The organism is Chryseobacterium luquanense (assembly GCF_026460945.1).
Taxonomy (GTDB): domain Bacteria; phylum Bacteroidota; class Bacteroidia; order Flavobacteriales; family Weeksellaceae; genus Chryseobacterium; species Chryseobacterium luquanense.
In genome coordinates this window covers 334,371-352,595 of the sequence record NZ_JAOVZV010000003.1, presented here as the reverse complement: position 1 = coordinate 352,595, position 18,225 = coordinate 334,371, and the positions used below count along the sequence as shown (strand labels likewise).

The 18,225-nt window shown below is 35.4% G+C and carries 18 protein-coding genes; 3 read left to right on the top strand and 15 right to left on the bottom strand.

Annotated elements, in window-relative coordinates:
• Positions 1-8: 8 nt before the first annotated feature.
• The 13 genes from OEA66_RS05920 to OEA66_RS05860 all read right to left on the bottom strand — a co-directional run bounded on the left by OEA66_RS05920 (position 9) and on the right by OEA66_RS05860 (position 13,389).
• Entirely contained in the window at positions 9-332 is a 324-nt protein-coding gene (locus OEA66_RS05920) for a hypothetical protein (protein ID WP_267280514.1), read from the bottom strand.
• A 57-nt stretch (positions 333-389) separates the two neighbouring features.
• Positions 390-1,478: a TlpA family protein disulfide reductase gene (locus tag OEA66_RS05915; RefSeq protein WP_267280513.1), complete on the bottom strand. Its 1,089-nt coding sequence runs from the start codon at positions 1,476-1,478 to the stop codon at positions 390-392.
• Between the two features lie 18 nt (positions 1,479-1,496).
• The gene (locus OEA66_RS05910) at positions 1,497-2,207 is read right to left on the bottom strand and encodes a class I SAM-dependent methyltransferase (RefSeq protein ID WP_267280512.1); all 711 of its coding nucleotides are present in this window, start codon (positions 2,205-2,207) and stop codon (positions 1,497-1,499) included.
• Positions 2,208-2,216: 9 nt separating this feature from the next.
• Positions 2,217-2,705 carry a GDYXXLXY domain-containing protein gene (locus OEA66_RS05905; RefSeq protein WP_267280511.1) on the bottom strand — a complete coding sequence of 163 codons (489 nt, stop codon included), beginning with the start codon at positions 2,703-2,705 and terminating at the stop codon, positions 2,217-2,219.
• Positions 2,692-3,777, bottom strand: a complete 1,086-nt coding sequence (locus OEA66_RS05900) for a DUF4401 domain-containing protein (protein WP_267280510.1) — start codon at positions 3,775-3,777, stop codon at positions 2,692-2,694. The genes OEA66_RS05905 and OEA66_RS05900 overlap by 14 nt, the downstream gene beginning before the upstream one ends.
• Positions 3,767-4,723 carry a DUF2157 domain-containing protein gene (locus OEA66_RS05895; protein ID WP_267280509.1) on the bottom strand — a complete coding sequence of 319 codons (957 nt, stop codon included), beginning with the start codon at positions 4,721-4,723 and terminating at the stop codon, positions 3,767-3,769. The genes OEA66_RS05900 and OEA66_RS05895 overlap by 11 nt, the downstream gene beginning before the upstream one ends.
• Positions 4,724-4,840: 117 nt before the next feature.
• Positions 4,841-5,140, bottom strand: coding sequence for a DUF2695 domain-containing protein (locus tag OEA66_RS05890; protein WP_267280508.1), 300 nt, complete (start codon positions 5,138-5,140; stop codon positions 4,841-4,843).
• A 5-nt stretch (positions 5,141-5,145) separates the two neighbouring features.
• Complete coding sequence (locus OEA66_RS05885; protein WP_267280507.1) at positions 5,146-5,865, bottom strand: hypothetical protein; 720 nt, start codon at positions 5,863-5,865, stop codon at positions 5,146-5,148.
• 6 nt (positions 5,866-5,871) lie between these two features.
• Positions 5,872-6,297, bottom strand: coding sequence for a hypothetical protein (locus OEA66_RS05880; RefSeq protein WP_267280506.1), 426 nt, complete (start codon positions 6,295-6,297; stop codon positions 5,872-5,874).
• Between the two features lie 4 nt (positions 6,298-6,301).
• Positions 6,302-6,448, bottom strand: a complete 147-nt coding sequence (locus tag OEA66_RS05875; RefSeq protein WP_267280505.1) for a hypothetical protein — start codon at positions 6,446-6,448, stop codon at positions 6,302-6,304.
• Between the two features lie 55 nt (positions 6,449-6,503).
• The gene (locus OEA66_RS05870; protein ID WP_267280504.1) at positions 6,504-7,043 is read right to left on the bottom strand and encodes a hypothetical protein; all 540 of its coding nucleotides are present in this window, start codon (positions 7,041-7,043) and stop codon (positions 6,504-6,506) included.
• 47 nt (positions 7,044-7,090) lie between these two features.
• The gene (gene proA / locus OEA66_RS05865; RefSeq protein WP_267280503.1) at positions 7,091-12,799 is read right to left on the bottom strand and encodes an anti-phage protein ProA; all 5,709 of its coding nucleotides are present in this window, start codon (positions 12,797-12,799) and stop codon (positions 7,091-7,093) included.
• A gap of 143 nt (positions 12,800-12,942) precedes the next feature.
• On the bottom strand, positions 12,943-13,389 hold the full coding sequence (locus tag OEA66_RS05860; protein ID WP_267280502.1) for a PepSY-like domain-containing protein: 447 nt from the start codon (positions 13,387-13,389) through the stop codon (positions 12,943-12,945).
• A 300-nt stretch (positions 13,390-13,689) separates the two neighbouring features.
• On the opposite strand from OEA66_RS05860, the gene OEA66_RS05855 reads away from it, so the two are divergent.
• Positions 13,690-14,127 carry a cupin domain-containing protein gene (locus OEA66_RS05855; protein ID WP_267280501.1) on the top strand — a complete coding sequence of 146 codons (438 nt, stop codon included), beginning with the start codon at positions 13,690-13,692 and terminating at the stop codon, positions 14,125-14,127.
• Positions 14,128-14,472: 345 nt separating this feature from the next.
• Here OEA66_RS05855 and OEA66_RS05850 read toward each other — a convergent pair whose 3' ends face one another.
• Together OEA66_RS05850 and OEA66_RS05845 are read right to left on the bottom strand one after the other, a co-directional pair.
• Positions 14,473-15,282, bottom strand: coding sequence for an HAEPLYID family protein (locus OEA66_RS05850; protein ID WP_267280500.1), 810 nt, complete (start codon positions 15,280-15,282; stop codon positions 14,473-14,475).
• 62 nt (positions 15,283-15,344) lie between these two features.
• Complete coding sequence (locus OEA66_RS05845; RefSeq protein WP_267280499.1) at positions 15,345-16,214, bottom strand: LysR substrate-binding domain-containing protein; 870 nt, start codon at positions 16,212-16,214, stop codon at positions 15,345-15,347.
• A 100-nt stretch (positions 16,215-16,314) separates the two neighbouring features.
• On the opposite strand from OEA66_RS05845, the gene OEA66_RS05840 reads away from it, so the two are divergent.
• Both OEA66_RS05840 and OEA66_RS05835 read left to right on the top strand, forming a co-directional pair.
• On the top strand, positions 16,315-17,496 hold the full coding sequence (locus OEA66_RS05840; RefSeq protein ID WP_267280498.1) for an MFS transporter: 1,182 nt from the start codon (positions 16,315-16,317) through the stop codon (positions 17,494-17,496).
• Between the two features lie 3 nt (positions 17,497-17,499).
• Complete coding sequence (locus OEA66_RS05835; protein ID WP_267280497.1) at positions 17,500-18,216, top strand: MBL fold metallo-hydrolase; 717 nt, start codon at positions 17,500-17,502, stop codon at positions 18,214-18,216.
• Positions 18,217-18,225: the final 9 nt, after the last annotated feature.

Sequence of the window (18,225 nt, the reverse complement as noted above, 5' to 3'; positions counted from 1 at the left end):
TGCAGAATTTAAGCCATTCTTCCTGATCTTAAATTCTTTAAACAGACCAAACAATATAAATCTTCACGCCAAACACGATTCACTTTATAATTCAGTATTCTGTCGATTCCTTGAACGATAGTAATTCCTTTCGCTACAGATTCTGGTGTTTCTGATTTTGCTTTGGAATTGGATTTTATATTTTCTAAATCTTTCATGTTTCGTTCTAAAATGGCTTTATCTTTTAACGAAACAGAATCTGAAATGATTTGTTTTTCATGGTTAAGTTCTTTATTCTGCGCAGAAAACAAAACAAAACTGAAAATAAAAAGAAGAGTTAGATGTAATTTCATGAGTTGAAAAAATGTATCTCAATTTAGTGAAAATTCAAATATAATTTTTTGAAAATTTTATTTTTTGCTTAAATTTTTCAAAAACGGTAAAATTTGGTTTGTACTATCAAGCGTTTCGATAATAATTCCGTTTTCATTTACTAAATAAAGAATTGGATAACCATTAATTCCAAATTGTTGCTCAATATCTTTTAGGTCAGGAATTACTGGGAAATTCACTTCTTTATTGACGAAATATTTGGTGACACTCGCTTTAGAATCCGAACCAAAAATATTGATGAGTTCCATCTGAGGATTTAATTTAAAATTCGAACTCAGAATATAATCCGAAATAATTTTGGAATAACCACAGTTGGTTGAAGAGAAGAGCAGAAGCGTTTGCTTTTCTTTTTTTGAATCAAAAGAAACCGGTTTTCCGTTAAAATCAATTGCTTTGAAACTCGAAACTGCTGTGTTTTTTGCTAAAATCTTCAAAGAATCTTGTCTTTCGTAATATTTTAAAGCATAATCTTTTGGAAGAAAAACTTTGAAATTGGTGGTTTTATCTAAGAATATATAATTGCTGAACACATAAGTAACAGTTTGTCCCAATTTCCCATCCACAAAACTTTTTCTTTCGAATTTTGAGATGGTAAAGTTTCCAGAAATGTAAATATGATATTCAACTTTTATTTCTTTTCCTTCGTAATGATTACTACTTTCGATATTTGAATAATGGCTGTGGATTTTCCCGTCAATTTGGGTGTCGTCTATATAACTCCATTTCTTTTTGAGCAACGTTGTAGGGCCAAATTGCCTCAGTCGGGAAGATGAAATCGCATCCTTTTGATTGTCTTTATTTTCGTATTCGTAGACTGTTTTTTCGCTGTGATTTACCAGGTAATAGGAATTGTTTTTGTAGAATTCTTCTGAAGTTTCATTTTTGCTGTAGAACTCAAAATCGCTGCTTTGAGGTTTGTAAACTGTATGTAAAACACTAAAAACAGAAGTTGCGTTGGTTTCAGGATTGGGATAGTAAGCGGTTGTTTTGTAGCTTATTACATTCGCCTTAAAATATTTTCGTTTGGCTTTTTCAATATCAGGAACTTGAGCGAAAAGTTGACAAATATTTAATAACAAAAATATTATACCCAAAATTTTCTTCATTTTTCTTACCAATTTTAATTAAATTTTTTCTCCATGAATTCCGGTGGCGCAACCGTAAAAATAACTTTCAATATTGACTTTGAGATGATATTTTTCAAATATTTCTTTTACCCGATTGCAATTTTCAAATTTCTCGGTGTAAATCCAAAGCATTTTATAATCGTTTGGATTTCCTAAAAATAATTTGCCCAAAACAGGAATGATTTTACCTAAATAAAGTCTGTACGCAGGATACAAAATTTTATTTTTTGGTTTGGAAACTTCCACAAAACTAAATTTACCATTGGTTTTCAGAATTCGTGAAACTTCTTTTGCTAAAATTTCAAGTTGTTTATTGTTAAAAGTTTTTAAACCATAGGCACAAGAAATAATATCGAAAAAATTAGATTCCAATTTACTTTGAAGTGCATCTTCACAAAGAAGATTCAATTGATTTTTAAAAACTTTATTCCCTTTATTTCTTGATTGAGCAATCATTTCATCAGAAAAATCTAATGCCGTAAAAGTAGCATTAGGAAAATTATTTTTAAGGTAGGTCCAGTTTTCTCCTAAACCTGAAAGTAAATCGATGATATTTAAATTTTTGTCCGATTTTCCTAATTTGCTTAAAAACTGTTTCCGCCAACGAATGGAGAAGCCGAAAGAAGTAATGTAATTCATCCTTTCATAAGACCCGGACATTTGATTAAAAAGTTGTTTTACAAATTTTGGTTCATAGATGTTATTCATTGACGAAAATTATTTAATGTTTTTCAAATTTTCATCGTAAAGTCCCACTAGCAAACTGTTTCCCTTATCATCAACTTTTACGGCTCCATATTTTGCTTTCTCATACTTTTCACTTTGTCCTTCCTGAAAAAAGAAAGATTCTGCCCCAATATTTACATTCCAGTTATCGGATGAAGTGTAATTTATTAAATATTCTCCCTCTTTTAAAGGAGTCGTGTTTTTCTGAAATCTCTGTCTTTCTGCGACCCCGTTTTTATCTAATTTTACTACACAATATCCTCTTTTTGGAAGAGATTCTACATTTAAATCTTCTGAAATACTGTACCGCAAAGTCATATAATCTCCCTGCATCAAAGAACGCGGATCTACAGGAGCTAATGATAGTAAAATTAGTTTTCCATCTTTTAGTAGCGTCTCTTTTTTAGCCACAGAAAAATTAAAATAAACTAATAGTATAATGAGATTTAAGAAGATAATCAACCATTTATATTTTTTCATCAGACGACAGTTTTTTATGGGTTAAAAAGTACAGACCAAGAAACAAAACGCCAGAACCAAAAAGGACGATCGATTTGGTAAGCAATGTGTAATGTAGGTCGTAATAATATTGTGAAACAAAGTAAATAAAAGCCACAACGCCGATGACCAAAGAGGTTTTGTAATTCACCATAAAGCTCAGCAGAATAATTAAAATTGCTCCCGAAATCGCTGGTGAAAATATTGTTGGTAATAAAATGAAAACTGATAAAGCGTAAATTCCATATTTCTGTTCGTTCTTTTTGATATTCAGCATTTCAAAAAGGTGAGAAATGACGTATAAAATTGCCGCAATAATGACTACCGAGGAAATCCAGGAATATTCAAACGAATATTCGTCTATGCGATCAATCCTATAGTTTCTTCCTGAAAGATATAAACCGGCTAAAAAGCAAAATATCAATGCGATACGAACCGAATCATATAGTTGTGAGAACGTTTTGTTGTAAGTTATTAATTTTGCCTCTTTCAAGTATAAAAGGGTTAAAACCACAGCTAAGAGAGAAACATAAATGTGAATTGAATCAAAAGTATGATTTGAAATAATTAAAAATAAAAATCCTCCACAGACAATCAGTACCGAAACAAAAGAAATGAGATAAGATCTTACGATAAATAATGTTGAAGCAGCAATTGCAATAAAAATGAGGCTTATTACATTTTCGTGTGTTTCCATTTGCGATAATCCCACTCCTAAGAGAACAAAACCAATGATATATGCCGAAATGCTGAGTGTGTCTAGAAGTATGTTGTCGGTTGCTTTGGTAATGAATGTTCCGAAAATAATTAAAGGAATTCCGAGTGCCAATAATCCCAGTTCTGAGTCGTAGATTCCGGTAATAAAGAGAAATCCCATGAAGAGGAGACTTGCCAAAATTCCACCAAAAATAGATAGGATTTTTATAGGTAAAGATTGATGATTATTGCTTTTTTCGTAATCTTTGTAAATTTCTTCTTCGTTAAATTTTAAATCTTTATCACTTGCATCTTGAAGAGTATCCAAGAGTTGTTTTACTTCTTCTTTAGTTCTCATTTTTCCATTTTTTTTGAAGATTAATAAGTGTCATAATCACCATCGTTATGCTTGCAATCACGAAAAGGCTTACGAACAAAAACATCCCGCCATCGTTGGAAAAATTTAATATCCAAGAAGATACTATTGAAATAATACTGAATGAAATCAATGCAAGATAAAAAACACTTTTTGATTTGAAGCCGTGCCAAATTCCAAGCGCATAAGTGATTAAAACAAGAGCCGTAAACAGAAATGCAGATTCTTTAAAAACTGCATAAATTACCATTATCATTCCCATGGTTGCTATAACGGAACATCCCAAAGCCAAAATGTGGGTAAACCAAAGAGGAATTGCGTAAATCTTCTTTAAATTGAGCAATAAAAAGGAAGAAATAAGAACTACCGCATTGATGCTGAAAATGACTGTCAAAACCAACAACTCATCCCAATCGTTGGCAACCTGTTGCGTATAAAGAATAAATGTAGTGTTGATTAAAACAATAAAAAGCAACCACAGCGGAGCGAAATTTGAGATTAAGACCCACAACGCAATAAATAAAGTCCACGCAAGAAAGAAGTCGTAGGCATTGGCTCCGGTTTGATAAATCTGTCCGAAAACTGCAAATAAAACTCCTACTAAAAACGAAGCTCCCGTGAGAATAATATTTCGTGTATTCTGATTGATTTTAGGAAGTAAAGCAACGATTGTTGTGACAATGACGAGCGCTTCTGTCATTCCGATTTTAGCAAATTTGTGTAAATCTGCCCAGTTATAAGCAAAGAAGAAAATAATTCCGGCGGTGGCAAAACCAACTCCGAGAGTGATAAAAAACAGACGCAGAAATTTCTGCCACATTTTTTTATCGTTGTACACATTTTCTTTCAGAAGTCGCTCAACTTCCAGCTCGGTCATATTGCTGTGACGGCTGATCAGTTTGATGTCTTCACGTTGGATATTTTTCATTCAATTGTTTTTAAAAACTAATTTCTTAATGGAACTAAATATTAATTCAAATTTAATTGAACTAAACTACGAAAAAACAAATGATAAAAGTGTGAGATGATGAGGATTGGATATTATTTATTCTTCGAATTTTTCTTCCACATTATAAAGCACTTCACAGTCACAAAATCCACCGTTTTCCTTTAACCAGTTTTCAACTTCTTCGATGTTTCCGATATGATTCGTTTCTAAAAATAGCTTCGTCAGTTTCAGGCTGTCATCACAGTCATGCTTTTCAAGTTCTTCATCCAGAAAATCAAACAGAATTTGAAAAATTTCTCGGGAAACCGGAAGACTTTCTTCAAATTCTATCTTAGCTTTTTCCCTCAATTCTTTTTGAATTTGTTTGCGTCTGGCTTTTTCTTCTTTGTCTGGCATTTTGTTTAAAGATCTTTAAATGTTGTAGATAATCTATAATTGGTAAGTCTGTTTAAATAAATTGCCCTGATTGGAATCGCAAAATTATTTTCAATCGTATAAAATTTCGGTGGATAATACATTTTTATTGCCTCAGAATTCAGATGCGAAACATCATACTTCTCATAGCTGAAGTTTTTATCAAAACCAGTCATGCCTTCAATTGTTTCAGGGCTTTCGCTACCGTGGAATTTCGGATAACTGTAATAATGTCCTTTTCTGTTTTTGTAAACATGATCGTACTGATATTTCTGATGAAAATAATGACTTCCATCTTTGCTTTTAGATAAATAGAGAATAATAGTATCTCTTTTGGCGAATCCAGGAGTTCCGTAATGATCGTAGGCGATAAATTCTACGGTATCAGTTTCAAGATAGTTGAACATTTTTTTTACCACTTTGTATCTGCATTTAAAAGCGTTGTCCATTATATAACTTCTCTTTACTACTTTGAGCGTGTCTCCCATTTCTTCATCAATTTCGTATTCGCCCGTCGGTACATCTTCTTGATTTTCATTTGGATCAAATTCTGTTACAGATATTTTCTTCCCTACAAAAGCATAGAGATTAATATTTTTATTTGCTCCGCCGTGCATGACGTTTTTGGAAGTAATAATATAGGCAGATTCACAACCACCTAAGACAGTTACGACTAAGATTAAAAAAAGGGGTAATATTTTTTTCATACTACTTTACAAATTCTTAAAACGATACGGAATCTTCACAATATCAATCATTTTCTGTCCCTGATTATTTTTTCCGGCAGTCCACTGTATATCCTGCGTAGATTTTGTGGCGGCGGCTTTTACTTCTTTGTTGAAAATTTCATGCTTTCCGTAGGTTGAAATATTGAGAACATTTCCATGCTGATCTATCTTTAAAATGATTTCAGTGCTTAAATTGCTACCCGAATTTTTCAAATTATTTTTGTTGATATTCTGGTCAATCTTGTTTAAAAATACTTTGTTGCCATCCGGAAACTGCGCAGGAAAAGTTACTCTTGGGGGTGGCGGAACTGACTGATCCTGCGGTTGGGAAGATTGGTAGCGATCGGAGATTTTTTGTGAAAAACAGATGGAGAATATTGAGATCGCTAAAAGTGATAATGCTTTTTTCATTTTTTTATTTTTGATTAAATTGTTTTAACTCAAAATAGAAATCCTCACAGACCAGTTTGATTTTTGTGAATTCCATTGTTTCGTCATTCCAGCCGTTATTTTCCTGTCCAATCTTTTCACATTCGTTGCACCATGCCTTGAAAATCATCATGTTCGTCAAGTTCCATTCCTTGAAAAGTTTCTAAGTCTTCAATTTTAATTGCGCTTTACTTACCAAATATCATTTTCCAAATATCGTTTTGTTGAGAAATTACAGAATCAAAATTCAGCAGATTTTTGTTTTCATCAAGAATTTCTAATCCTTCAAACCAAATTTTTATATCAATGTCCTTTTCAAAACCCTCTTGGAATAGTTTGAGAGAATTAAAAATTTCAAAATTATCTTCAGTACAATAATTAAAACTTAAATTTTCTTTACTAAGATCAATCACAGATTCTTCCGTATTTATAAAATCCCAACCATAAAGATCTTTAAAGATAAAATCTTGCAGACGAATTGAAATTTCTGAAAAGTTAAATTTGATAACTCTTTCACCACTACTATCAGTAATAGAATATTTTGCAGCAAACCTTTTGATATTTCTCAATACAAAAAACACAATGTTAGGAATTGAGTTTCCATTATTTTTAAGCAAATCTAATTTACAAACTATAATATTTTGAGTCTCAATAAAGTTTAAATCTAAAAATGTTGCTTCATTTAAAACGAGATTTAAACCATCTTTCAAATTGTCATTAATAATCATATTTTCAATTTAAATAACTTTCAATAATAGCTCTTTTCGCATAATCTTTATAATAATAATTTCACCCCCAAGACAATCCTCCCATCAACCTCCTTCAGCAATCCTTTCCCAATCAAATCCTCCACACAAAACTTCACCACCGCATCAATCTGCGAACCCACTTTCGAAAAACCAAAAGTCTTGCAAACCGCACGCACTAATTCTTCTTTATTCAGACTCAAACTCGAATGCATCAGTTCCATCATCGCCACAGAAATTTCTTCAGGCGCAATCTCATCGATCAGCCTTTTTTCTGCGGAATTGTCTCTGTAAAAATTGAGATTTTGAGGTTGGGAATTTTCGGTCCAGTAAAATTTCTGATAACTTTCCGTAGTTTGAATGTTCGGAATGGTAGCTAAAGTTTCCAACAGATAGGTATTCAGTTTTCCGCCGGCTCGCGAAGTGTTCCAAAGCTTGAGAATCTTTCTGAACAAAGAGTTTTGACTGATCGGCGATTCCGTATCAATGATGGTTTTAATCTGACTTAAAAGAATCGGTCTGTTTTCAAAATAATAAATCGATTCCGAGTTGGCATTGACTGCAGGACTTAAATCTGCCGCAACGTACGGAATTATTTTAGTAGGCTTTTCCGGTTCCGAAACTTCGCTTAGATAGACTTTTTCAGAAGTTTTCAGTTCAGTGATTTCTTCCTTTTTTTCTCTGACCTGCGTTTTTATTTTTTCCAGTTCAGCATGAATTCTTTCAATAATTTTCTCTTTATTTTTAATCCAATCCAACGTCCAGATTCTGAAAACATTCCAGCCCAAACCTTTCAGTACATTCGGTACAAGCAGCTCGCGGTCATTGGTGGTGTGGATGTTAAAATAATTCTCACTGTCCAGCAAAATTGCCAGAAGATATTCACTTTCGTTTTCAGGATTGATGATTCCGATGTCGATTTTATATTCTGAAGTTCCGATGTTGGTTTTGATTTTCAAACCGTGCTCTTCAAGGGTTTTCGCAATAGAATTCACCATCAGTTTCTGCTGATTGACAGTTTGATTTGAATTTTGATACACTAAACCTTTTTCAGAAAAATTCAGGAAGTTTTTTAATCCCAAAACGCCTTCCGAATTGGTTCTGTTCATGTCGATCTGGTCGCCTTTTAACGAAGAAAATACTTTCATTTCGTAACGTGCTCTTGTCACGGCAACATTCAACCGTCTCCAGCCACCGTCACGGTTGAGCGGGCCGAAATTCATAGAAACTTTTCCATCTTCATCGGGACCGTAGCCAATCGAAAAGAGAATAATATCTCTTTCGTCACCCTGTACATTTTCCAGATTTTTAATGAAAATAGGTTCTTCAGAATTGATGGTAAACTCTTCCAGATGCGGATTTTCCTGAAATAATTTCTGCAGCAAATCTTCAATCAGACTTTGCTGAGTCTGACTGAAAGTCACCACACCAATCGATTTTTTATTCTGATTTTCGAGATGAATTCTTATATATTCAATAATCGCTTCCGCCTCATTTTTATTGATTCGTGTTTTCCCTTTGTCGTAAAATCCGTTGATAAATTCAAACGTTACTTTTCGGTTTAAATCATCCGGAGACGGGAAGGTGAGGAGTTTATTGTCATAAAAATGGGCATTCGAGAACGAAATCAAACTTTCATGCTTGCTTCGGTAATGTCGTAACAGATAATTCGACGGAATTGAAAGCGCGAGACAGTCATCGAGAATACTTTCCAGATCTTCGAGCTCAAAATTTTCTTCATCCACTTTTTGGGAAGCAAAGAAACTCGTCGGCGGCATCTGTTTTGGGTCACCCACAATAATCGCCTGTTTTGCCCTCGCCAAAGCACTTACCGCTTCAGAAGTCGGCAGCTGAGAAGCTTCATCGAAAATTACCAGGTCAAAATGCTCTTCATTCACATCAAAATACTGCGCTACTGAAATCGGACTCATCAACATACACGGTTTGAGCCTCGGAATCAAAGTTGGAATCTGGTCAAACAGTTTTCTGATGGATAAACCCCGTCCTTTATTCCGGATTGCTTTCTGCAAAATCCCAATTTCAGAGCTTTGAACCGCTTCTTGGGAAAAATTAGGAATGCGGTCGCTGAGCTTCATCGTCAGTTGATTTTTCGTCAGTTCGGTAAATTCTTTGTGCAGATTTTTATACTGCTGAATCTGAGATTCATAAATATTGGCATCAAAACCGTTCAAAGTCGTCGAACTGTAAATGGTTTTAATGAATAAATTCAGATGAATGATTTTTTCAAATTCCAGTTCGAGAGATTCCGTATCGAGCCAGCCTTTTTCAAGGAAATCAATGAACCAGTTGAGGTTTAAGTCCTTCGCTTTTTCTTTTAAACCATTAAAATTAATCCAGTCTTCCAGCTGATTTATATTCTGTACAATAGTCTGCAGATCGGCATCACCAGGGACTTCATCTACATATTCCAATAAATTATTTTCGGCATCGTGGAGCTCTTTCAGCTTTTCAACATTTTCAGAAATGTTCTGACTGTTATTCTGTTTTAAAGAAAAATCTTTCAGCCATTCCGGGAAATTTCTGATGGATATTTTTTGGGCTAAATCTTTTGCATTTTCAATGGTTTTTAAATCTTTCTCAATCGCCGAAATATCAAATGCACTTCCATTAAAATAAAGATTTGTTACCGAAGAAAGCGCATTGTAATGAAGATTGGAAAGTTGATTTTTAAGCTGCTGGTAGTTTTCAAGCTTCTCAAAAAGTCCGTCAATCTGCACATCAGATTCTATTCCTGATTTCGCATAACCGTTCAATTGCTGCTTTACTTTCCTCTGTTTAAACCATTTTGGAATAAACCAGGTATGTTTCGCCTGATTCCAAATCAATTTTAATGAAGCAAAATCAATGTTTAAGATGGAAGAATTAAAATTGGAAGTGATTTGACTTTCAGTTTGTTGAAACTGCGTCTGTTGCGCCATCCAGTTTTTAAATAAATTCAGCTGACCTTCATTAAAAACCAGATCAACCAACCCCGATTTTACAGGATTGTCTTTTAAAAATTCAAGAATTTCCACACTGTCCGCATTGGAAACTTCCTTAAGCTGAAACTGTTTTTTAATCTGCTCAGCCGAATTTTTCTTTTCATTAAGCTGAGAAATTGCCGACAGAATCAGGTTTTTATTTTCAAACTGATGGCTCGATGTTTTGATCGGTCGCAAAGCATGAAGCGAAGGCTGCCCAATCTTTTGCCCAATCGACGCAAACGGAATCAACCAGTCTTTCCACTGATTCCAATTGAACACATCGGCACTTTCCAGAGGGAAATTGATGTGAAAACGTTCATCGGCTTTTACGTGATTGGTTTCTAGAAAGGCAATCGTATCAAATAAACTCCAGCCAATCGGGAATTTCTGATGCAGATCATTCACATATTTTCCGAGTTCTTTTCTGCGCTCATCAAGGCGTTTTGCTTCTTCGTGATAATCGGCGTTGATTTTATATTTCGGAACTTCCAGCGTTCTTTCAAACTGTTTCAGAACATCCGATTTTTTTGATTTATTGGAATGCAGTTCGAGACAGAATGCACCCAGACCAATATTTTCAAGACGGTTGTGAACTACATCCAGAGCGGCTTTTTTAGCAGCCACGAACAGCACTTTTTTGTCATTCGACAGAGCATCGGCGATGATGTTGGTAATCGTCTGTGATTTTCCGGTTCCGGGAGGTCCGTGAAGGATGAAACTTTTGTTGAGGTTGGCATTTTTTACAGCATTCAATTGAGAATTGTCCGTTGAAATTGGCAAAACCAATTCAGAAGCGGAGATGTTTTCAAGACTTTCGGCATCATTTTCCACGCTTTCCAAAGTTCCGGTCAGGCGGCCGTCGATCAGACTTTTTACAATCGAAGATTTCTGAATTTCTTCTGAATATTTTGAAATATCCTGCCAAAGAATCAATTTGTTAAAAGAGAAAATTCCCAAAACCAACTGCTCCAAAACATCCCAACCTTCAAGATTGAGAACGGCATTTCGGATAATCGCCAAAACTTTCGGAACATCAACTCCCGATTCATCCATTGGAAGATTTTCGAGGATGTTGATGTTGAGTTTGAATTCCTGTTTTAAATATTCCAACAACGTAATGTTGATCATGGTTTCCTCCTCACGGCTTCGAAGCGTAAATTTAGAATTCACCGACTTCCGAGAAAGTTCGACAGGGATCAATAAAATAGGAGCGAGCCTCGGAATGTCTTTATTTTTAGGTTCAAACCATTTCAACAAACCAATGCCCAGATACAGTGTACTTTTTCCGTTTTCTTCTTCGGCAAGTTTTGCGCTTCGATACAAGTTCGTGAGAATATTGTCGAGGTCATCCTGATGATAATACGTTAGAAGTCGGTTATATTTAAACTCATCTTCCGCCAGTTTGAAAAGCGGTTGCGACTGATGCAAAGGTTCGCCGTATAGACTGTATTTTCTGAGCACAGCCTGATTGTTGTCGGGATGAATCGTAAATGACTTTCCGTCGGCAAGGCTGTCTTCGAGCACGTTTATTTTCGTGTCAATCAGCTGAAGTATGCTTTTGGTAAAGCGCAGATTCAGAAGATTGTTTCTGAGCGAAAGATCGAGCAGTTTTCTTTCCCAGACTTTCTGTTTGGTTAAATTCGAAAAATCGGTCAGTTCGAGATCGTCATACTGCGTTCCCAAATTAAAATCCTGATCGAGCTCAGTTGAATGTGGAATGGAATCGAAATCCTGACTCTGAATTGTTTCATTTTTAAGAAGTGGGAGCGGAGAGATTCCTGCCGATCTTGCGTTTTTAATATCCAAGGACAAAAGAAATCTTGAAGAATCCATCAGTTGAGTTTCGGCAGAATTCATCGCATCTTTGAATGAAATGTTGCTACCTCGACAAAGGCTGGTCGATTCAATTAAAGCAATTTCTTTAATTCCCGAAGCAATTCTTTTGGAGATAGCCGCCTGATCAAAATTAACCATCCCGTCGAAACGCTGATCATCCAGCCATACTCCGACAAAGGCATGACCTTCTGTTACAACAATTATTGGATTTAAATCAATCGCTTCGAGACAGGCTGCAAAAAGCAGGGAAATATCAATGCAGTTCCCGAGTTTTGTTTCCAAAACGGTATCTACAAGTCTGATTCTCTGTCCGTTCTTCTCAAAACTTGGCGGCATCGAACTGTAAATCAAATCCAGATTCTGAATAGATTTGTAAATCGCCGAAACCATCTGCAAAACCCTTTCCTTGCTTTTCTGCTGATAACCTTCAAACGACGGCGTGAGTTTATTTCTCGCTAAAATATCAATGGCATCCGCTTTCAGTTTATACAAAGAAGTGTTGTTGGAGAGTACATACGAAGCCAGAAGTTGCGGATACGATTGCAGTCCACCAAAATAATCCATCGGCAAAACTTCGATGCTGAAACTTTTTTCAAAAAGAGATTCTCCGTCTTGAAAAACATGAATTTTGATCTGATCTAAATCTTTTTCCGTCAGTCTTTTCAGCAAATTATTATTAAAGACAAAATTGAAAAGGGAGATTTTATACAGCGCATTCGCTTTTATTTTATCAATGTAAACATCATATTTTTCAAATAAACCCAATGAAGAACTGATTTGAAGATTCAGATTTTCAAGATCTTCACTCACTTCTCTGAAAGCAATGCTCTGCAAAAAAGGATATTGGTTTAAGCAAAAAGTGTAGTTGAAATAAGGGCTGTGCTGTATCTGTAAGTCAAACGGAATAATCTGATTCATAAATGTATTTTGTGATCACTCTCTTTTTCGGGAGATAATGCAATTTAGAAATAAAACAGATATTGACAAAATGAATGTCTGAATGATATTTTATTAAATTGTTCTTCTTACTTAAATCACGACTTCTGCAAAGAATATAATTTTTAATCTGCTCTCTTCTCTAGAATTCTCCCCTGCGCGTCAAAAACCACTTTCCATTCCTGAGAAATATTTTTCAGTTCGACATGGTAAATTACTTTTCTGCCTTCCGCAATTTTCTTCAAATCATCGGTTCTGTAGCCTGCAAAAGATTTGTTGATCGAGGCCAATACAGCTTTCGGAAGATTACCTTTAGAAATTTCTTCCTCGTGTCTCACCAGTTTTCCGTCTCTTGAATACAGAACTTTGTGGTCGTCGCCTAAAAATCCTGTTTCAAATTCCACTTCATATAGATTTCCTTTAATTTCCCAGTCGGTATCTGCGGCTTTTGGAAAACTCTTCTGAAAGTTGTTAAGAATCACGGAAGGAACTTCATTCTGATGAATATCCTGCGCTGAAATGTGGGTTAAACCTAAACCAAAAATGCTGATAGCTGCAATTAAATTTTTCATAACGTAAATTTTTTATAATGCTAATTTCTGACACGATTCTGGAAACAATTGGGAATTCTTTTTATTTTTTTAAAACCATTAAGATCTATTAAGGAGTTAAGATGGTTTAAGGGAAATAAATTTCTTAAGATTACACCTCTATTTTCTCACTGATTAAAATTTTTTTGAATGATTATTCTGAATGAAATCTGGGTGTGTTTTTGAAATACTTTAAAGTTTTTAGATCCGAAAAACTGCTGAAAGCAGAAAATTCAGAACAGAATTGAATATCTTTGAAAAGATTGTTTTAATAATTTAAAAATGAAAAGATTTTCTCCACTCTTCGCTGCCGTCTTCATCATGCTGTTTCAGCAAAAAATGTATGCTCAGAAAGTTGAACAAGCAAAAGTGCCTGCCAATTACACCATCGAAAATTGCGTCAACACATTTGATTTAGCTCAGGCAAAAAAAACAAATTCCGGTTATCAGTATTGGTTCGCCGACAAAAAGTTTACTGAAGAAAACACATTAAAGATGAGTATTGTAGAGCCCGGAAAATCTACACATGCACCACATCGTCATCCTGAAGAGGAATTTTTTTATATTTTGGAAGGAAAAGCTTCGTTTTATCTCAACGGAAAAACCATGGAAGTCGGCCCGAATACCAGTTTGTACTGTCCGCCCAACTCGGAGCATGGAATCAGCAATGCTGGAGATAAAGATTTGAAATATCTGGTGATTAAAAAGGATATACGGTAATTTTAAAACCTTTTTATTTGAAAAAAAATATCACACAGATGAAACAGATTGAGCGGAATAATTAAAAATCTGCACCATCAGCAAAATCTGCGAGAGAAAAAAATTAAATGATGATCCGTAAATTTTCACTGTTATGAGTGCTTTGTATTTCTTGTTTAAGTCAACGCCTTTGTATAATTTAAAAACGATCATAATTCGAAATTCTCTGCTTTACTTTGCGTTAAATTAAATTTTATAACAAATTGCGGATGTTAAAAAATTTGATCAAAGATGAATTCCTGCTTCAGAAAGTTTGAGAAATTCAACAGATTGCAATGTCAACAGTAATAAAAATTACAACGTTAATCAAGGCTCATACACCAATCTGAAAAACGAAGACACATTTTCTTTATCGTGCAAAACAGGAATTCCCGTCACGATTCCTACCGCAAAATGAGAATCCAGTTTGATTTTGATTTGCGGACGAAGCGAGACAAACATTTTTCCGTGGGTGATTTCTTTGTTGACTTCCATCCCGATGAAATGACCGGAGTTGGGTAGAGAGTACATCACGGAAGTATTGATCTGCCAGTCGACCTGAGTTCCTTTTTCGCCCAGTTCGTGCTGAATCATCGGATAGGTGTAAACCAAAGTGTGAATGTTGGAACCCCATTTTTTCGCTGCCACAAAAAACGGACTGTACATCAAGCCGGTGATGACTTTTCCTCTGCCATAATTTTTAAAATCTGTGAACTCCAGAACCTGCGTATAGCCCAAAGCCATCGAAGTCTGAGATTTTTCCGAAACAAAAAACGTGTACTGCGCAGATAGTCTGATTCCGTCTAATCGGTTTCCCGGAATTTGTTCTCTGGTAGAATTGTTTTTCGGAGTGAAAAAAGAAAAATCGGTTTCTACTTCCAGGCCTAATCGGTTGATCGGCGCAAATTCGTATTCGGCTAAATATCCGTTTTCTCTGTAATGAGTTCCGCTTGAAAAATCGGCTCCCAGATTGAATTCCTTTTCTCCTTTTCTGGCTCCGAGATCCCGCACCAAATCCTGAAAAATTGGTTCTGCATGGGAAACTTTTACAGGTTTAAACTGCGTTTGTGCAAATGATGAGATGCATCCTAGAATACTTAAAATTCCTGTGAATATAATTCGTTTCGTTGTTTTCATACTGCAAATCAACATCACGAATCGGGAAAAATTTGGGAAGAAATCTGGAAAGAACTGGGAATTTAGATTTTCATTATCATCTCAGAAAAACTTTTCATCGCCTCGGTTTGATATGCTTCTTTCAGTTGCATTAAAACAGCTTTGCGCTCAGCCTTATTTTCAGTGATCGGAATGGTCACCAGATTTTGTCTGTCACTTACAGTAGAATCGGCTAAAATGGTATGGAAAATTCCGTTTTCTACAATTTCTATCAAAGTCGGAATGTCGTTGATCTTCATTTTTACGTTTGGAGAAATGAGGTTTTGTTTAAATAAATCCATGACGTAATGTGTGGTGCTAAAACCGTCAAAAGGCATTGCCAAGGGGAGTTCAGCAATGGTTTTTAGATTGATCTTTTTAAGTTTTGAAAATTCAGAATTTGTAGAAGTTACAAACATCATTTCAGAAACAAATAGATTCTGATAAGTGAAATTTTCTGCCGGATGAGCTTCCTGATAACTTAAAACTAAATCAAGTTCAGCGTCGCTTAATTTTTTCAGCAGAATATCGGTAGTTTCAAAAAGGATTTCAAGATTGATCTGAGGATAATTCTGAATGAAATTTTTCACAGCAGGAACCAATATCGAACGAAGTCCATACGAAACGCCAATTTTCAGGCTTCCGCGTGAAAGTTTTTTCAGATCATGCATCGCCAGTAAAGATTCTTCAGAAGTCCGAACCGATTTTTTGGCAAACTCTGCGAAAATATTTCCGGCTTCGGTAAGCTGAATTCTTTTCCCGATTCTGTTGAAAAGCGGCGTGTCAATTTCCATTTCCAACTGTTTTATCTGTTGGGAAAGCGTGCTCTGACTGATGTGCATTGCATTCGCTGCTTCCGTGAAGTTCATCAGTTCTCTGGCTTTGAGGAAATATTTAAGTTGACGGAGTTCCATTCGTAAATCGGTTTTGTAGATTGATGTTATCGAAATAAAGCGTTTTACAAATTTAAAAATTATACTGAACTTTGCTTTATCAAAATAATTTAAACAGCAAATGGAGAAAGCGGAAAAAAATACAAAGCGATTATGGGCTATCCAGATCTGTATTTTTCTGTCTGGTTTGTCGGTCTTTTCACAGCTCTATTTATTTCAGCCTTTGCTTCCCAACGTTGCTTCAGAATTTAAAACTTCGGTTGGTGACAGTTCGCTGCTGGTTTCTTCATCAACAATCGGAATGGCCACCGGACTGCTGTTCTTTTCATTTAAAGCCGACGCATTTTCAAGGAAAAGACTCATGCTGTTCTCTTTACTCAGTTCTGCATTTTTGACTTTAATTTCCTCATACGTCCATCAACTTGAAATCCTTGTTTTTCTCGGTGTTTTAAAAGGTTTTGTTATTTCGGGAGTTTCGGCGGTTGCTCTGGCGTACATTACTGAAGAAGTCTCAACCTCCGTGTTGGGTCTGACCTTGAGCATGTATCTGAGCGGAAATATTATCGGCGGAATGAGCGGAAGAATTTTTGCAACCTTGCTGGCAGGAGAAGTGGGATGGCGCAATGCTGTTTTAATCATCGGTGTTGAGAGCCTTTTTCTGGCTTTGGTTTTCTGGAAATTTTTCCCTGAATCCCAATTTTTCAGACCGCAGAGTCAGCGTCTGGCTTTAAAAATGAGACAGATGAAAACGTTTTTTTCTGATCCTGATTTTTTAAGTTTATACTTCATCGCTGCTTTGCTGATGGGATCCTTTGTAAGTGTTTACAATTATCTGAGCTTCAGATTAGAACAGCCTCCATTTTCATTAAATCATATTTTCATCGCATTCATTTTTTTGATGTACACAGTTGGGGTTTTTGGAACGATGCTTTCAGGAAGATGGTCCTTAAAATACAGTCAGCCGACAATCCTTAAAACTTCAGTATTGACTATGATTATCGGAGTTTTCTGTCTTTTTTCGACCCATGTCTGGATTGTTATTTTAGGTTTGGGATTATTTACCTTCACGTTTTTTGCAGCACACACAATGGCGAGCAGAATGGTAGCTGTAAAAGCAAAGTCAGCAAAATCTGCGGCAACGTCGATTTACTGGCTGTTTTATTACTTCGGATCGAGTGTGTTAGGAAGTGGCAGCGGTTATTTTCTTCATGCCACATCATGGTTTTGGTTTGTCGGATTGCTCAGTCTGGCCGTTGCCATTTCATTTATTTTAACCTTAAAAACACAGACAATTAAATCTTAAATTATGAAAGTGATCGCATTGAAAGAAGGGAATTTTTCTGTCAATAAAGAAAAAGAATTTGTGTTTCTGGATGAATCTTCGAAAGGGATTAAAATGTCCATTCAGCCATTTTTGGTGATGACTGGAACTGAAAATATTTTGCTGGATGCTGGTTTGGGATGGCTTGAAAATCATCAGCCTAAAATTTTTGCCAATCTTTCAGAGCATGAACTTCAGCCTTCTCAAATCGATAAAATTTTACTTTCTCATCTGCACAAAGATCATATTTCGGGTCTGGTCAATACTTCCGCCAATGACTGGACTTTAAATTTTCCAGATGCTGAAATTTATATCCAACAGAGAGAATATGAGTTTGCTTTGAGTAAAAAAGACAGTCTGTCTTTCGATTTTGAAATTCTTGATTTTATCATTAAAAACGCTGAAATTATCTGGATGCATGAAGATTCCGGAAATATTTCTGATGAGATTTTATTTCAGGTAACCGGTGGACATTCGCCTTTTCATCAGGTTTTCTGGATAAAAAATGAAGAAGAAATTTATTTTTATGGAGCAGATAATCTTCCACAATCGGCTTATCTGAAATATCATTTGGCTTACAAAACGGATTTTGACGGTAAAACTGCAAAAGATCAGCGGATAGAATGGGAGATTCTTGCGAAAAAAGAACACTGGAAAGTCCTGCTATATCACGATCTCGAACAATCTATTCTGGAATTTTAATTCATTTAA

What these genes read in the sequence shown, in the direction of transcription:
- OEA66_RS05920 (WP_267280514.1), bottom strand. Translation starts at nt 332, where the DNA reads ATGAAATTACATCTAACTCTTCTTTTTATTTTCAGTTTTGTTTTGTTT.
- OEA66_RS05915 (WP_267280513.1), bottom strand. Translation starts at nt 1,478, where the DNA reads ATGAAGAAAATTTTGGGTATAATATTTTTGTTATTAAATATTTGTCAA.
- OEA66_RS05910 (WP_267280512.1), bottom strand. Translation starts at nt 2,207, where the DNA reads ATGAATAACATCTATGAACCAAAATTTGTAAAACAACTTTTTAATCAA.
- OEA66_RS05905 (WP_267280511.1), bottom strand. Translation starts at nt 2,705, where the DNA reads ATGAAAAAATATAAATGGTTGATTATCTTCTTAAATCTCATTATACTA.
- OEA66_RS05900 (WP_267280510.1), bottom strand. Translation starts at nt 3,777, where the DNA reads ATGAGAACTAAAGAAGAAGTAAAACAACTCTTGGATACTCTTCAAGAT.
- OEA66_RS05895 (WP_267280509.1), bottom strand. Translation starts at nt 4,723, where the DNA reads ATGAAAAATATCCAACGTGAAGACATCAAACTGATCAGCCGTCACAGC.
- OEA66_RS05890 (WP_267280508.1), bottom strand. Translation starts at nt 5,140, where the DNA reads ATGCCAGACAAAGAAGAAAAAGCCAGACGCAAACAAATTCAAAAAGAA.
- OEA66_RS05885 (WP_267280507.1), bottom strand. Translation starts at nt 5,865, where the DNA reads ATGAAAAAAATATTACCCCTTTTTTTAATCTTAGTCGTAACTGTCTTA.
- OEA66_RS05880 (WP_267280506.1), bottom strand. Translation starts at nt 6,297, where the DNA reads ATGAAAAAAGCATTATCACTTTTAGCGATCTCAATATTCTCCATCTGT.
- OEA66_RS05875 (WP_267280505.1), bottom strand. Translation starts at nt 6,448, where the DNA reads ATGATGATTTTCAAGGCATGGTGCAACGAATGTGAAAAGATTGGACAG.
- OEA66_RS05870 (WP_267280504.1), bottom strand. Translation starts at nt 7,043, where the DNA reads ATGATTATTAATGACAATTTGAAAGATGGTTTAAATCTCGTTTTAAAT.
- proA (WP_267280503.1), bottom strand. Translation starts at nt 12,799, where the DNA reads ATGAATCAGATTATTCCGTTTGACTTACAGATACAGCACAGCCCTTAT.
- OEA66_RS05860 (WP_267280502.1), bottom strand. Translation starts at nt 13,389, where the DNA reads ATGAAAAATTTAATTGCAGCTATCAGCATTTTTGGTTTAGGTTTAACC.
- OEA66_RS05855 (WP_267280501.1), top strand. Translation starts at nt 13,690, where the DNA reads ATGAAAAGATTTTCTCCACTCTTCGCTGCCGTCTTCATCATGCTGTTT.
- OEA66_RS05850 (WP_267280500.1), bottom strand. Translation starts at nt 15,282, where the DNA reads ATGAAAACAACGAAACGAATTATATTCACAGGAATTTTAAGTATTCTA.
- OEA66_RS05845 (WP_267280499.1), bottom strand. Translation starts at nt 16,214, where the DNA reads ATGGAACTCCGTCAACTTAAATATTTCCTCAAAGCCAGAGAACTGATG.
- OEA66_RS05840 (WP_267280498.1), top strand. Translation starts at nt 16,315, where the DNA reads ATGGAGAAAGCGGAAAAAAATACAAAGCGATTATGGGCTATCCAGATC.
- OEA66_RS05835 (WP_267280497.1), top strand. Translation starts at nt 17,500, where the DNA reads ATGAAAGTGATCGCATTGAAAGAAGGGAATTTTTCTGTCAATAAAGAA.